This window comes from Zunongwangia profunda SM-A87 (assembly GCF_000023465.1).
Taxonomy (GTDB): domain Bacteria; phylum Bacteroidota; class Bacteroidia; order Flavobacteriales; family Flavobacteriaceae; genus Zunongwangia; species Zunongwangia profunda.
In genome coordinates, this window is the sequence record NC_014041.1 from 1 (window position 1) to 15,278 (window position 15,278).

Annotated in this window: 11 protein-coding genes and 1 pseudogene; 9 read left to right on the forward strand and 3 right to left on the reverse strand. The window is 36.2% G+C overall.

Going from position 1 to position 15,278, the window contains the following annotated elements:
- Positions 1 to 14: 14 nt before the first annotated feature.
- Both ZPR_RS23310 and ZPR_RS00010 read right to left on the reverse strand, forming a co-directional pair.
- Positions 15 to 764: pseudogene (locus tag ZPR_RS23310) on the reverse strand (family 20 glycosylhydrolase); the annotation flags it as partial.
- A 149-nt stretch (positions 765 to 913) separates the two neighbouring features.
- Positions 914 to 2,173, reverse strand: coding sequence for a sugar MFS transporter (locus ZPR_RS00010; protein ID WP_013069518.1), 1,260 nt, complete (start codon positions 2,171 to 2,173; stop codon positions 914 to 916).
- A gap of 455 nt (positions 2,174 to 2,628) precedes the next feature.
- Between ZPR_RS00010 and lepA the strand changes: the two genes are divergently transcribed.
- Entirely contained in the window at positions 2,629 to 4,425 is a 1,797-nt protein-coding gene (lepA, locus tag ZPR_RS00015; RefSeq protein ID WP_013069519.1) for a translation elongation factor 4, read from the forward strand.
- Positions 4,426 to 4,700: 275 nt separating this feature from the next.
- Positions 4,701 to 5,459, forward strand: coding sequence for a YebC/PmpR family DNA-binding transcriptional regulator (locus ZPR_RS00020; protein ID WP_013069520.1), 759 nt, complete (start codon positions 4,701 to 4,703; stop codon positions 5,457 to 5,459).
- A 111-nt stretch (positions 5,460 to 5,570) separates the two neighbouring features.
- Here ZPR_RS00020 and ZPR_RS00025 read toward each other — a convergent pair whose 3' ends face one another.
- Positions 5,571 to 7,448, reverse strand: coding sequence for a cation:proton antiporter (locus ZPR_RS00025; protein ID WP_013069521.1), 1,878 nt, complete (start codon positions 7,446 to 7,448; stop codon positions 5,571 to 5,573).
- Between the two features lie 170 nt (positions 7,449 to 7,618).
- Here ZPR_RS00025 and ZPR_RS00030 point away from each other — a divergent pair, with 170 nt between their 5' ends.
- The 7 genes from ZPR_RS00030 (at position 7,619) to ZPR_RS00055 (ending at position 15,275) form a co-directional block, all read left to right on the forward strand.
- Positions 7,619 to 8,482: an MBL fold metallo-hydrolase gene (locus ZPR_RS00030; protein WP_013069522.1), complete on the forward strand. Its 864-nt coding sequence runs from the start codon at positions 7,619 to 7,621 to the stop codon at positions 8,480 to 8,482.
- Positions 8,466 to 10,163, forward strand: coding sequence for a S8 family serine peptidase (locus tag ZPR_RS00035; protein WP_013069523.1), 1,698 nt, complete (start codon positions 8,466 to 8,468; stop codon positions 10,161 to 10,163). The genes ZPR_RS00030 and ZPR_RS00035 overlap by 17 nt, the downstream gene beginning before the upstream one ends.
- Before the next feature lie 12 nt (positions 10,164 to 10,175).
- The gene (locus ZPR_RS00040) at positions 10,176 to 12,047 is read left to right on the forward strand and encodes a M1 family metallopeptidase (RefSeq protein ID WP_013069524.1); all 1,872 of its coding nucleotides are present in this window, start codon (positions 10,176 to 10,178) and stop codon (positions 12,045 to 12,047) included.
- 120 nt (positions 12,048 to 12,167) lie between these two features.
- A complete protein-coding gene (locus ZPR_RS23905; RefSeq protein ID WP_013069525.1) occupies positions 12,168 to 12,347 on the forward strand; it encodes a D-lactate dehydrogenase in 180 nt (59 codons plus the stop codon).
- A 20-nt stretch (positions 12,348 to 12,367) separates the two neighbouring features.
- A complete protein-coding gene (locus ZPR_RS00045) occupies positions 12,368 to 13,156 on the forward strand; it encodes a 2-hydroxyacid dehydrogenase (RefSeq protein WP_316928299.1) in 789 nt (262 codons plus the stop codon).
- A gap of 37 nt (positions 13,157 to 13,193) precedes the next feature.
- On the forward strand, positions 13,194 to 13,601 hold the full coding sequence (rnpA, locus tag ZPR_RS00050; protein ID WP_013069527.1) for a ribonuclease P protein component: 408 nt from the start codon (positions 13,194 to 13,196) through the stop codon (positions 13,599 to 13,601).
- 36 nt (positions 13,602 to 13,637) lie between these two features.
- Entirely contained in the window at positions 13,638 to 15,275 is a 1,638-nt protein-coding gene (locus ZPR_RS00055) for a S41 family peptidase (RefSeq protein WP_013069528.1), read from the forward strand.
- The last annotated feature ends 3 nt before the right edge of the window (positions 15,276 to 15,278 follow it).

Below are 15,278 nucleotides of genomic sequence, written 5' to 3' on the forward strand. Positions count from 1 at the left end.
GTATGTCCCGGCATATCCACTTCGGGAATAATCATAACATTTCGCTCTTTTGCGTATGCCTGTAACTCTTTATATTCTTTTTGCGTTAAAAAACCGGCACGACCATTTTTTACGGCAGACTGCCCTCCTATTTCGGTTAATTTTGGCCATTTCTTAATCTCAATTCTCCAACCCTGATCATCGCTTAAATGTAAATGAAAACGATTCAATTTATATAGGGCCATGCGATCTACGTGCTTTTTCAAGTAATCCAAATCAAAAAAGCTTCGTGCCACATCAAGCATACTGCCGCGCCATTCGTAATAAGGCTTATCGGAAATGTTAGCCGCCGGAATATTAAATGCCGAGCCAATTTTACCTGATTCCACTTCAGCAGGAAACAATTGTCTAAGTGTGGTTATTCCGTAGAAAAGTCCGGCATTATCTGCCGCTTCAATCATTATTTTTTCTGAAGTAACCTTGAGTTGGTACCCTTCATTTCCTAAGGAAGAAGAAAGATCCTTATTGATTTTTAATGAAATCTTAGCTTCTTTCTCTGAAGCTTTTTCAAACTCACTTCCTGTAGTATTCAATAAAGCTTTAAGCCATTTTAAACTTTCTTCGGCCCTGGCATCTGCATAAAAAGTTACGGTAGACGGAAACTGAAATTCGCTATTTTTCCATTCAATTTTGGAAGGCATTGGAATAATAGCTGGTTTATCCTGAGCGTAAGCACCTATAAAAATAAAGGCTACAAGGAAAACAGAAAAGAAAGAACGTTTCATACTTATATTTTTTACACGAATAAATTTAGGCTAAACATTTAATTTTCCAATTTTTAAATAATTAAACAGCTTTCCCTGGCTTTAATTCTCTTGATATTTGGCCTTTAGAGGCATTTTGGTTTGGCTATTCAAACTCCTCAATAAGATTTTTATCTAATTTTATATCCCTTAACCGCAAAGAAAAGGATATATAAATAACATGGAATCACCACCCAGTATGCCTGTTGCAATCCGAAACTATCTGCTAAAGAACCATAGGCTAAAGGTACAATCGCACCACCGGCAATCGCCATAATTAAAAACGACGAAGCAATTTTGGTAAACCTTCCCAAACCGTCTAAGGCTAAAGGCCAAATGGCCGGGAAAACTACTGCATTTGCCAATCCTAACATCGAGATACAAAGTACAGAAACAAAACCATCAGTAAAAATTGCAGCTAATCCCAGCAAAATACCCAAAATTCCGGAAATTCGAAGAGCTTTTGCCTGACTAATATATTTTGGAATCGTTACAGTCCCTATTAAATAACCAACGATCATCGCTGCTAAGGTATACGAAGTAAATTGTAAAGCTGCTTCTGAAGGTATTCCCTGCCCGTCTTTCGCGTATGTAATTACGGTATCACCAGCAATTACCTCAACTCCTACATATAAGAACATGGCCAATGTTCCCAGAAGCAAATTAGGAAACTGGAATACACTGGTTTTATTTTTATTAGCTTCAGCAAGACTTTCATCTTCTTTATCGGTTTCGATTTCTGGTAAAGAAGAAAAATAAATAAGTACCGCTAAACCAACAAGAACAATCGCCATAACGATATAAGGCATTTCTACCCGGGACGAAAGCAAATCTAATTCGGCTTCACGCTCAGCACCGGTCAATGTACTAAGTTTAGCCTCAACCTGATCCATATTTTTAAGCAAAATAGCACCAATGGTTAAAGGAGCTAAAATCCCGGCAACCTTATTACAAATTCCCATAATACTAATACGCTTTGCTGCACTTTCAATAGGCCCTAATACGGTAATATAAGGATTGGCAGCAGATTGTAACAGCGCCAATCCTGTACCCTGAACAAATAATCCTGTAAGGAATAAGGCATACGTTCTGGAGGCTGCCGCAGGAATAAATATCAAAGCACCTACCGCCATTACTATTAATCCCAGCCCCATCCCTTTTTTAAACCCGGTTTTCTCTAAAACCTTTGCTGAGGGAATAGCCATTACGAAATATGAAATATAAGAAGCAAAAGCCACAAAAAACGATTGGAAGTTATTCAGCTCGTTTGCGGTTTTTAAATAAGGGATTAACACTGAATTTAACCAGGTGACAAATCCAAAAATAAAAAATAAGATTCCTATAATAATGATCGACCTGCTGGTTCCTGAAGTATTCGAGTTATTGCTCATAATATTTATTTACCCCTATTTTAAATTAGCATATTAAAAAAGCTTAAATTCAAATCATTAAAATTTTACAGAAAGCCTCTTACAAAAAAAAGAAACTTTTTTATAAAACTTAAACACTTTATTAACTTTTTTTATAATTAAAAAGAACATAGATTAAATTTTTACTTAGAATTATGTATTGAAACTTTTAAATTCCTGAATTTTTAAACAGCTTCGTAAAGTTTATATCAGGTATTTGAAATACACTATATTTGCAGCCCAAAAATTTTATAACTATACTGTCAAAAATCGATATTTTCTGACTTTTTTTATTTTGGATTTTTGGATGGCGTTTATTTTAATAAGTCACGAAGGCTTTAAGATATTGAAAAACGCTTAATAATTTTAAAATATCCGAGTTTTAAACTCAGCGAATAAAGCCTTATAGGTTTAAACAAATTAATGTTCACAATTGCATGAAACACATTCGTAATTTTTGTATCATCGCCCATATCGATCATGGAAAGAGTACACTAGCCGATAGACTTTTAGACTTTACAGGATCGGTAACAGAACGAGAAAAGCAGGCACAGCTTTTAGATAATATGGATTTGGAGCGGGAGCGTGGTATCACTATTAAAAGTCATGCAATCCAAATGGATTATGTTCATGAAGGTGAGCATTACACGCTAAATTTAATCGACACCCCGGGACACGTGGATTTCTCTTACGAGGTTTCCAGATCTATCGCCGCCTGTGAAGGTGCTTTACTGGTAGTTGATGCCGCACAAAGTATACAGGCACAAACAATTTCTAACCTTTATCTGGCTTTAGAAAACGATCTTGAGATTATCCCGGTTTTAAATAAAGTAGATCTTCCCAGCGCAAATCCCGAGGAAGTTACCGATGATATTGTGGACCTTTTAGGCTGTGATCCTGATGATGTTATCCCTGCAAGTGCTAAAACAGGAATTGGTATAGAGGAAATATTACATGCTATTATTACCAAAATACCAGCTCCCAGCGGCAAAGTAGATGCACCATTAAGAGCTTTGATTTTCGATTCGGTTTACAATCCGTTTCGCGGAGTAGAAACGTTCTTTAGGGTGATTAACGGAAGTATTAAGAAGAACCAACACATCAAATTTGTGGCAACTGGTAAAGATTATTCCGCAGATGAAGTTGGTACACTAAAGCTTATTCAGCATCCAAAACAGGAAATTAAAACCGGAGATGTTGGTTATTTAATCACCGGAATCAAAGACGCTAGAGAAGTAAAAGTAGGGGATACCATTACCGATGCTAAAAATCCAACTACCGAAGCTGTTGCCGGATTCGAAGATGTAAAACCTATGGTATTTGCCGGGATTTATCCTGTAGATACTGAAGATTATGAAGAATTACGAGCTTCTATGGAAAAACTTCAGCTTAACGATGCCTCTTTGGTGTTCACTCCAGAGAGTTCTGCAGCATTAGGTTTTGGTTTTAGATGTGGATTCCTGGGAATGCTTCACCTGGAGATAATTCAGGAACGATTAGAGCGTGAGTTCGACATGACAGTAATTACCACCGTTCCCAACGTATCTTACAACGCTTATACCAATAAACATCCGGACGAGGTTATTTTGGTAAATAATCCATCAGATCTACCCGAACCCTCTACATTAAATAGGGTAGAAGAGCCATATATTAAAGCGACGATTATTACGAAATCTGATTATGTTGGCAATGTAATGTCTCTTTGTATCGAAAAACGAGGAGAAATTACTAACCAGACATATTTAACTACAGAGCGTGTAGAATTATCTTTTGATATGCCTTTAGCTGAAATTGTTTTTGATTTTTATGATCGCTTAAAAACAGTTTCCCGTGGTTATGCTTCTTTCGATTATTCTCCTGTTGGATTACGTACTTCTAAACTGGTAAAAGTTGATGTTTTACTTAACGGAAATAAAGTAGACGCGCTTTCAGCTTTATTACACCAGGATAATGCTTATGATATTGGTAAGAAGATGTGTGAAAAACTGAAAGAATTGATCCCAAGACAGCAGTTTGATATTCCTATTCAAGCGGCGATTGGAGCAAAAATTATCTCCAGAGAAACCGTAAAAGCGCTTAGAAAAGACGTAACTGCGAAATGTTATGGTGGAGATATCTCCCGTAAAAGAAAGCTCTTAGAGAAGCAGAAAAAGGGTAAAAAACGTATGCGCCAGGTTGGAAACGTAGAAATACCTCAGGAAGCATTTATGGCGGTATTGAAATTAAACGACTAGTAAAAGTTTAAAAGCTGATTTTATATAAAAAACCCCTCATAGTTTTGAAGCTATGAGGGGTTTTGTTTTTCATAAACGCTTCAGACATTTTAAATCATTTAAACCACTTAAGCTGTAAAAACTTCTAATTAGAATACGTTTACTCGAACCTGTAAAACTTCAAATTTTAGCATTGTACTTCAATTTCTTAAATTTGTGAAAATTGCTTCATTTTTCATTAAAAACGACCTAAATTGAATGAAAATTGAGTAAAAAGCACTAAAAAGAAGAGGAAAATGGCTGGACATAGTAAATGGGCGAATATAAAACACCGTAAAGGGGCACAGGATAAAAAACGGGCTAAACAGTTTACCCGGGCAATTAAAGAAATTAGTGTAGCTGTTAAAGAAGGTGGAGGGGCAGATCCTGAAGCTAATCCAAGCTTGCGTAATGCGATAAGCAACGCAAAAGGGGTTAATATGCCCAAAGACACTATAGATCGTGCAATTAAAAAAGCAAGTGGGGCAGATGCGGATAATTACGAAACCGTAACTTTTGAAGGGTATGGGCCTAACGGAATTGCCATTTTTGTAGAATGCACCACAGATAATACCAATAGAACTGTAGCCTCAGTAAGATCAATTTTTACTAAAAATGGTGGAAGTCTGGGAACTAATGGTTCGTTAGAATTCTTATTCGATAAAAAAGGAGTTTTTGTGCTGGAAAAGGAAAAAATTGAAATGAACCTTGAAGAATTTGAGCTTGAACTTATTGAAGGGGGTGCGACCAAAATCGAAAAAGAGGACGACCTCATGACGATTTATACCGATTTTAATGACTTTGGAATGATGTCCTCCAAACTGGAAGAATTAAACATCGAGACAAAATCTTCTGAGGTACAACGAATTCCTTTAAATACCTTAGAACTTCCGGTTGAAGACGCTAAAAAGATCTTAAATCTCGTCGAAAAATTTGAAGATGATGATGATGTTCAAAATGTATATCATAACCTTGATATTACAGACGAACTGATTGGGGCAATGGAAGCCGAATAATGCTAAGAAGGCTAGCATGATTAAATTCAAAAAAATTAGCTAAAAATATAACTAGAAACGCCCAATTTCAATAATTGAAATTGGGCGTTTCTCATATAATCTGAATCTATATTAATCTTCCTCAGTATTGGTTTTCGTATCTTCTGCGTCTCCAGTATTCGAATTATCTTCAACCTCCATCTGCTTTCCTAAATACACCAGCTTAAAACCTTCTTCAATTTCTACTTCTTTACTATTAGACGGAATAATACTAAGATTTCCTTCGTTATTTTTTACAAATAGTGGAATAATATCTGGATCGGTTTTGGAAATTTCTATTAATCCTTCATAATGCTCTTTAGAGTTCAGCGTAATCTCATGCACCTGTGAATATTTTCGGGCAAGATTGGTAAGTTTAACATAATCATCTGTTTGAGAGAACAATCCTTCTTTTGGATTATTTTCGGGATCCTGCATTTCTTCTGGAGAAACTACTCTAAAAGAGCCGTTTTCACCAAAATGCTTTCTAAATTTTTCTATGGCATTCTTATTAATTTCACTGTTACTGGTCATCGCCATTAAATAACCTATGTCATTAAGCTCGATATTATTAATAAGATCTTCAGAATACACATTTTCTTCTATCGCATCTAAGCCCATGCTCTTGGCCTTTCTAACATTCATCCCATTATTATCAACCAAAACAACATGTCTTCCATTCTCCTCCATATACTTACCGATAATTCTTGAAAAAGACGAAGCTCCAATAATTAAAATTCCTTCAGAATCCTTTAAAAATACACCCACAAGCTGAGCAAATAAACGGGCAGTGGTAGCGTTTAATAATACCGTTCCCAACACGATCATAAACACCAGCGGTGTAATATATTCAGCACCTTCCACACCTTGATTCGCCAGCTCTATACCAAATAAAGAGGCAATACCCGCAGCTACAATTCCGCGAGGTCCAACCCAGCTTATAAACAGTTTTTCATTGAATTTTAATGAAGAATTGATACTACTTATAAAAACACCTAACGGTCTTACGACAAAAACAATTACTGCAAATAGCCAGATCGCCTTACTGGTAAATATCAGGTACAGATCTTCCATATTGATATTTGCAGCCAGCAAAATAAATAAAATAGAAATTAAAAGGACACTTAAGGATTCCTTGAAATATAACAGCTCTTTTAAGTTTGGAAGGTCGATATTTCCCATCACCATCCCCATCACTACCACAGCCAAAAGTCCGCTTTCGTGAGCAAACTGATCTGATAACACAAAAACCCCTAATACAGCGGCCAGGGTAAGCACATTTAATAAATAATGCGGAATAATATTTTTCTTGATACTGTAGGCCAGGGCATGGGCAAAAGTGAAGCCGAAAGTGAAGCCGAAAAGTACGATTTTACCAAATTCCAGTAACACGGTTGAAGTATACTCTTTTCCTTTTCCTGCACTAATAAACTCAAAAACCAACACGGCAAACAATGCCCCTATAGGATCGATAAGAATCCCTTCCCATTTTAAAATGGTAGAAACATCTTTTTTAAGCGGAATATTACGTAGGATAGGCGTAATTACTGTAGGACCGGTAACTATAATTAATGAAGCAAATAAAAACGAAATTTGCCAGCTTAGATCGAAAATATAGTGAGCAGCTATCCCTGCTCCTATAAATGTTATAATTACAGCAACCGTAATTAATTTCACAATTACAAAACCTACGTTTAAAATTTCTCCCTTTTTAAGGGTTAAACCACCTTCAAAAAGGATAATCCCAATGGCAAGCGAGACAAAATAAAATAAACTTTCGCCCGGGAACAATCCAGATTCCCCAGTCCAAATAGGCTCTATTAGTTTACTTCCATCATCTGTAAACATGGTAGCAATTGGCCCTACACAAAGTCCGATCAAAATCAATGGAAGGATTGCAGGAATTTTAAATTTCCACGCCACCCATTGTGCCAATATTCCTAAAATTACTATACCTGCTAATTCTAACATTAATCTTTTTGATTTGATTTAAAAGCTAAAAATATTAAAAATAGTTTAGTTTGCTCACAAGCTCGTCTTAAACTAAAATTATTTGTAATCTGATGTTAAATAGATTCAATAAACTGCTTTTAAGCATTTGATTTAATAATTTGCGATATATTTTGAAAATTTGATAATTTATGCAACTATATCCTATCGAAGCAGGGAATTTTAAGCTGGATGGCGGGGCTATGTTTGGCGTGGTTCCAAAAAGTATTTGGCAAAAAACAAATCCTGCAGATAGCAATAACATGATCGATATTGGCGCTCGAAGCCTTTTAATCGAGGATGGTAATCGATTAATTCTTATTGATACCGGCCTGGGAGATAAGCAAAGTGAAAAATTCTTTAGTTATTACTACCAGTGGGGCGATGATTCGCTAGACAAATCTTTACAAAAAAACGGATTTCACCGCGACGATATTACCGATGTATTTACTACCCATCTTCATTTTGATCACTGTGGTGGTTGTGTACAATGGAATAAAGATCGCACCGGTTATGAAACGGTTTTTAAAAATGCAAAATACTGGAGTAATAAAGATCACTGGCAATGGGCAACAACACCTAACGCTCGTGAAAAGGCCTCTTTTTTAAAGGAAAATATCTTACCAATAGAAGAAAGCGGACAATTACATTTTGTAGATAGAAACAATAAAGAGCATTTTACAAATATTCCAGAGCTTGGCTTTGGCGTACTCTTTGTAGATGGGCATACTGACAAACAAATGATACCTCATTTGGAGTATAAAGGAAAAAAGCTGGTTTTTATGGCAGATTTGCTTCCAACGGCAGGACATATTCCATTACCTTATGTGATGGGATACGATACCCGCCCGTTATTAACCTTGCCGGAAAAGAAAAGCTTTTTAGATAAAGCCGCAGATGAAGAAATTTATCTTTTTATGCAACATGATGCGCACAACGAAGTTATAACCGTAAAACACACCGAGAAAGGTGTAAGACATGACCAAACATACACGTTTAATGAATTATTTAACTAAAATGAAAATTCCATTTTATAAACCATTACTGGCTGCTACCTCAGCAGCCATTCTTGCGTCTTGTGGGAGTAGTGCTCCTGCAATTGTTTCAACTCCAATTGCAAGTATCGATACGATTCCGCTTAAGGTGACTGCACTTACCGATGCTCAGTTTAAAAACTGGCCAGAAGCCGATTTGGTGTATGATACCATTCCGGGTATGAGTGTAGATAGGGCGTATTCAGAAATTATCAAAGATCAAAAAGGCACCAAAGTGATTGTGGGGGTAATTGATAGTGGTACAGATATCGAACACGAAGATCTTAAAAATGTTATCTGGACAAATGAAGATGAAATTCCGGGAAATGGAATAGACGATGATAACAATGGATATATCGACGATATTCATGGCTGGAACTTTTTAGGCGACGCTGTAGATGAAAATTTAGAATTTGTAAGAATTTACAGAAAATTAAAACCTAAATACGAAGGAAAATCGGCAAGTGCCATCAGTGAAGCCAATCGCGAAGAATTTATTCTTTACAAAGATGCTGAAGCCGAATACAACAAGAAATTAACCGAAGCACAACAAAACCTGGCGCAGTACCAACAAATAAAATCTCAACTGGTAGCTGCACATCAGGCGGTTTCTTCTCAATTAGGAAAAGAAGATTACACGATAGATGAACTAAAAGCAATGCAGGCTACCGCACAACCTTTAAGCCAGTATAAAGCCATGTTGCTTCAGATTCAGCAAAATGTAAATGAAAATATTCCAAAAGCAATTGAAGAATTAGATGGTGCCATTGATTATTACTCAGATCAGGTTAAAATCAATTTAAATCTGGATCTTAACGGTAGAGAACTGGTTGGTGATAATCCTGATGATCTAAGTGATCGTAATTACGGAAATAACAACGTCATGGGACCTGAAGCCGATAAAGAAAACATAAAGCATGGTACGCACGTAGCCGGTATTATTGCCGCCCAAAGAAATAACGGCATAGGAATGAACGGTGTGGCGCAGAATGTTGAAATTATGGCCATAAGGGCGGTACCAAATGGAGATGAGTACGACAAGGATATTGCTCTTGCTATTAGATATGCAGTGGATAATGGTGCTAAAGTAATCAATACCAGTTTTGGTAAATATTTCTCTACACACCCAGATTGGGTAAGAGATGCTATTAAATATGCAGCAGATCACGATGTATTAATTGTAAATGCAGCCGGTAATGAAAGCTTAAACCTGGATGAGAAAATGGTGTATCCAAACGATCAAACACCAGATAATGCCATAGAAATTAGCGATAACTTCTTAACTGTGGGTGCCTTAAATTATGATTATGGTTCTAAACTGGTAGCCGATTTCTCTAACTACGGGAAGAAAAACGTAGATGTGTTTGCTCCGGGAAATAAAATCTGGTCTACGACACCAAATAATGAATATGAATATTTACAGGGAACTTCTATGGCTTCACCTGAAGTTGCCGGTATTGCAGCAATGATTAGATCATATTTTCCTAAATTAACAGCACCACAGGTTAAAAAGATTATTATGGATAGTGGTTTACCGGTACAGGCCAATGTAATTGTTGGTGGCGATCGTTTAAACACGCAGGAATTTAGTGAACTTTCTACCTCTGGAAAGATTGTTAATTTATATAATGCACTAATTTTAGCATCTAAAGTTTCTAAATAATAACCCACATTTATGAAAAAACTAATTTTTAGTCTGGCACTTTTGGTTTCTGCATTTTCGCAGGCACAAAATAATACCTGCTACTGGCAACAACATGTAGACTACGATATGAACGTAGATATGAATGTTGAAAATTACCGTTATACCGGTACTCAGGAGTTGGTTTATACCAATAATTCACCAGATACCTTAAATAAAGTATATTACCATATGTTCTTTAACGCTTTTCAACCGGGAAGCGAGATGGATCGACGTTTACAGGATATCAAAGATCCGGATGGAAGAATGGTAAATAATAAAGGAGATCGACAAAATCCAGATTACGAGAGTAGAATCGCCAAACTTAAAGAAGATGAGATTGGTTATTTAAGAGCTACTTCGTTAACCCAGGATGGCAAAAAAGTAGAAACAGAAGAAGAAGAAACGATTCTTATCGTACATCTTGCCGAACCTATTTTACCAGGAAAATCTACTACTTTTAAAATGGAATTTGAAGGCCAAGTACCCGTACAAATCAGAAGATCTGGTAGAAATAATGCCGATGGTGTCGCGCTTTCCATGACACAGTGGTATCCTAAATTAGCTGAATATGATTTTGAAGGATGGCATGCAGATCCTTATATCGCCAGAGAATTTCATGGCGTTTGGGGTGATTTTGATGTAACCATAAATATCGATAAAGATTATATTATCGGTGGGACAGGTGTTTTACAAAATCCTGAAGAAATTGGTTACGGATACGAAGAAAAAGGCACTAAAGTAAAACATAAAGGTAAAAAACTGGCCTGGAATTTTAAAGCCGAAAAAGTACATGATTTTGCCTGGGCTGCAGATCCAGATTTTATCCATGATAAACTGGAAACCAAAAGCGGTGTTATGCTTCACTTTTTATACAAAGATGATCCAAAAGTAACTGAAGCCTGGAAAAAAATTCAGCCCGAAACAGCTAAATTATTGGCGTTTTTTAACAAACATATAGGTCCTTATCCATGGCCACAATACTCTGTTATACAGGGTGGCGATGGTGGTATGGAATATGCCATGTGTACTTTAATTACCGGCGGAGAAGACTACAATAGCTTACTGGGCACTACTGCTCACGAATTTGCACATTCCTGGTTTCAACAATTATTAGCTACTAACGAATCTGAGCATCCTTGGATGGATGAAGGTTTTACCACTTATATTTCTGGGCTGGCTCAAAAAACGATCAAAGGAACTTCGGGAAATCCTTTTGCCGGATCTTATAGAGGCTATAACTACATTGCTACCTCTGGAGCAGAGCAACCTCAAACAACCCATGGTGATCGTTACGATATCAATACCGCTTATTCTATCGCCGCTTATAGCAAAGGAGCTGTATTTTTAGCACAACTGGGATATATTATCGGGCAGGAAAATTTAGCCAAAACGTTAAATCGCTATTACGACGAATGGAAATTTAAACATCCAACACCTAATGATTTTATTAGAGTTGCTGAAAAAGTATCTGGAGCCGAATTACACTGGTATCTAACCGATTGGACAGAAACTACTAATCAAATCGATTATGCAATCAATAGTGTAGAGGAAGCTGAAAACGGAACAAAAGTAACTTTAGAAAGAAAAGGTTTAATGCCCATGCCTGTTGAAGTTACGGTGACTTTAAACGATGGTAGTAAGAAATTATACTATATGCCATTACGTATGATGCGTTGGGAAAAACCGGCTGAAGGCGATGTAGAACGAATTGTAAAAGAAGACTGGCCCTGGGCTTATCCAACTTACGATTTGGAAATAGATACTCCTAAAGCTAATATAAAATCTATAGAAATTGACGAATCTCAGCTTATGGCTGATGTTAATCGTAGTAACAATACTTACGGACAAGTAGATTCTGAATAAAATATTATTATATTCTATTAAGGTCCGGCATAAGCCGGACTTTTTTATTTTAAAAAGCTTCTATTATAAATTTCATTTAAACCCTCAATTTTATATTTTTAAATATTCAAGATCAGAAAAATGAAATTAGCCTTTTTTAGCACTAAATCTTACGACAAAGAATTCTTTGATCCTTATCACAAGAAGGACATCGACTTAAAATACTTTGAGGTTAGATTATTTAAAGATACCGCCAATCTTGCCAAAGATTATGATGGTGTTTGCGTCTTTGTACATGATGATCTTAATGAGAAACCTTAGCTATTTTAGCTAAAAATGGCGTGAAATTCGTGGTTTTACGCTGTGCTGGTTTCAATAACGTGGATCTTGTCGCAGCGAAAAGATTTGGAATTAAAGTTTATCGAGTGCCGGCTTATTCACCCGAAGCAGTGGCAGAACATGCTATTGCCTTAATCCTTACCTTAAATCGAAAAACACATAAGGCCTATAATAGAATCAGAGAAGGTAATTTTTCTTTAGAACGCTTACGTGGTTTCAATCTTCATGGGAAAACAGTAGGTGTGATTGGTACCGGGAAAATAGGTAGCATTTTCGCCAAAAACATGATAGGTTTTAGTTGTAACGTTATCGCCTACGATAAATTCGAAAATCGAGAGATTTTAGCGCATGGCGGTACATATGTTTCTTTTGAAAAGCTTTTAGAGCAATCTGATATCATCTCTTTACACTGCCCATTAAATCCAGAAACCAAACATATTATTAATAAAGAAAGCTTTAAACTAATGAAAGATGGCATGATGTTAATCAATACCAGCCGCGGCCCATTAATTAACACGGTAGACACTATTGAAGCTTTAAAATCTGGAAAATTAGGCTATTTAGGCATCGATGTTTACGAGCAGGAAGAACAATTATTTTTTAAAGATTTATCTGAAAGTGTGATCAAAGATGATGTCATTGCTCGATTAATTTCGTTTCCAAACGTACTTATTACAGCCCATCAGGGATTTTTAACCAAAGAGGCATTACAGCAAATTGCTGAAGTTACCATACAGAATATTAAAGATTATAAAGCAGGAAGCGAGACCCAAAATCAGCTTAAGCTTTAGTTTGTAAATATCCATTTACAATACCTATTTTTGGGGCATGGAAGAAGGCTTCAATAAACAGGAAAAATTAAAAAGTAAAATTCTTATTGATACACTTTTTGCGGAAGGTGTTTCGATAAAGAATTATCCGTTACGATTGGTTTATATTCCTATCCCTTCCAGGAATTCAAAAACAGTTTCAGTTAAAAATCCATATTTTAAGACGGGATTTTCTGTTCCTAAGAAATTTATAAAAACTGCCGTACAGCGAAACCGCATTAAGAGACTAATGCGAGAATCTTTCAGAAAAAATAAGTATATTGTTATGACCGGGGCAAAGCAGCAATATGCATTGATGTTTATTTATCTTTCCCGGGAAGATATTTCTCAGATAAAGATGGAACAGTTGATGGTGAATCTACTGGAACGCTTAAAACAAAAGGAAAAAATAAGCGTTTTAAACTAGGATGAATCCATACTTCATCTTTAAACTAAAAAAAGGATGAAAAAGAAATTCTATAAAAAAACACTAATCTTAATTTTTGGTGGTGCGGTATTATTCACAAGTTTTGGTTTTAAATCTGATTTCTTTGAAATCGCCAAACAAATTGAAATTTTTACCACGCTTTTTAAGGAAATCAACATGAATTATGTTGATGAAACCAGCCCGGCAGATCTAATGGATACGGCAATAAAATCGATGTTGACCGATTTGGATCCTTATACCAACTTTTGGAGCGAACAGGATGTGCAAAGCTCCAGGATTAATATGGAAGGAGAATATACCGGCATTGGTGCTGCTTTAAAACAAGATGAAGATGTATTGTTAATAACTGAAGTTTACAAAGATTATCCTGCCGATAAAGCCGGACTAAAACCCGGCGATAAAATCACTAAAATTGGAAATACCAAAGTCTCAGATTTTACTGAAGGTGCGCAGGCATTATTAAACGGTTCTGTAAATTCTGCAGTAAATATTACCTACCAGCGGCAGGGCAAAACTCAACAAACCAGCATTAAAAGAAGTTCGGTTGAATTAAAAGCTGTTCCGTTTTATGCGCTTTTAGAAGATAATAGCGGCTATGTGGTGCTTAGCAGATTTAACCAAAAAGCTTATGAAGAAACCAGTAGAGCGGTAAAAGATCTTAAGAGCCAGGGCGCAGATAAAATTATTCTGGATCTTAGAGGTAATCCCGGTGGTTTATTGAGCGAAGCAATAAATGTAAGTAACATTTTCCTTGACAAAGGAGAATTGATTACCAGCACCAAATCTGTTATTGAAAAATATAATAAGGAATATTATACACAAAAAGAACCTATAGACACCAAAATTCCATTAGTAGTTTTAGTGAACGGTCAAAGTGCCTCGGCTAGTGAAATTGTATCTGGCGCCATTCAGGATCTGGATAGAGGAGTCGTGGTAGGTGCGCGTACTTTTGGTAAAGGTTTGGTACAACGACCAAAGGAAATCGCCTATGGCACTCAACTTAAAATTACGATCTCACGTTATTACACTCCAAGCGGACGTTGTATACAGGCCTTAGATTACCGCAAACGGGATGAAAACGGTAAAGCCGTTCGCACCAAAGTAGAAGATTATAACGCTTTTAAAACAAAAAATGGAAGAACGGTTTACGATGGTGGCGGAATTTTACCTGATGTGAGATTAGAATCCTCAGAATACAGTAGTATTACCAGAGCCCTTTTAGAGAAAAATGCAATTTTTAATTATGCTACTAATTACTATTATCAACATGATGTTCAAGATCCGGTAAAATATACGTTTAGCGATGCCGACTTTAATGATTTTAAAAGCTATTTAAAATCAACAGATTTTACCTATAAAACCAATACTGAACAGGAATTAGAAGAATTGTTGATAACTGCACAATCTGAAGGTTTTCAGCAAGATATACTTGATAGTTATAAACAAATCTCCTTAGAAATCGATAAAAGTAAGGCTGAAGAATTGGATCATAAAAAAGATGAAATCAAGTCGGTTTTACAAGACCAGATTATTAAACACTATTTTTACCAGGAAGGTTTATATCAGAACCATGTAGCCAGCAGCCAGGAAATAAAAAAGGCCAGGGAAGTTTTAAACAACCCAGGCCAATATGCTAAGATTCTACAAAATTAAACA

What these genes read in the sequence shown, in the direction of transcription:
- ZPR_RS00010 (WP_013069518.1), bottom strand. Translation starts at nt 2,173, where the DNA reads ATGAGCAATAACTCGAATACTTCAGGAACCAGCAGGTCGATCATTATT.
- ZPR_RS00025 (WP_013069521.1), bottom strand. Translation starts at nt 7,448, where the DNA reads ATGTTAGAATTAGCAGGTATAGTAATTTTAGGAATATTGGCACAATGG.
- ZPR_RS00035 (WP_013069523.1), top strand. Translation starts at nt 8,466, where the DNA reads ATGAATTATTTAACTAAAATGAAAATTCCATTTTATAAACCATTACTG.
- ZPR_RS00040 (WP_013069524.1), top strand. Translation starts at nt 10,176, where the DNA reads ATGAAAAAACTAATTTTTAGTCTGGCACTTTTGGTTTCTGCATTTTCG.
- ZPR_RS00055 (WP_013069528.1), top strand. Translation starts at nt 13,638, where the DNA reads ATGAAAAAGAAATTCTATAAAAAAACACTAATCTTAATTTTTGGTGGT.
- rnpA (WP_013069527.1), top strand. Translation starts at nt 13,194, where the DNA reads ATGGAAGAAGGCTTCAATAAACAGGAAAAATTAAAAAGTAAAATTCTT.
- ZPR_RS23905 (WP_013069525.1), top strand. Translation starts at nt 12,168, where the DNA reads ATGAAATTAGCCTTTTTTAGCACTAAATCTTACGACAAAGAATTCTTT.
- ZPR_RS00030 (WP_013069522.1), top strand. Translation starts at nt 7,619, where the DNA reads ATGCAACTATATCCTATCGAAGCAGGGAATTTTAAGCTGGATGGCGGG.
- lepA (WP_013069519.1), top strand. Translation starts at nt 2,629, where the DNA reads ATGAAACACATTCGTAATTTTTGTATCATCGCCCATATCGATCATGGA.
- ZPR_RS00020 (WP_013069520.1), top strand. Translation starts at nt 4,701, where the DNA reads ATGGCTGGACATAGTAAATGGGCGAATATAAAACACCGTAAAGGGGCA.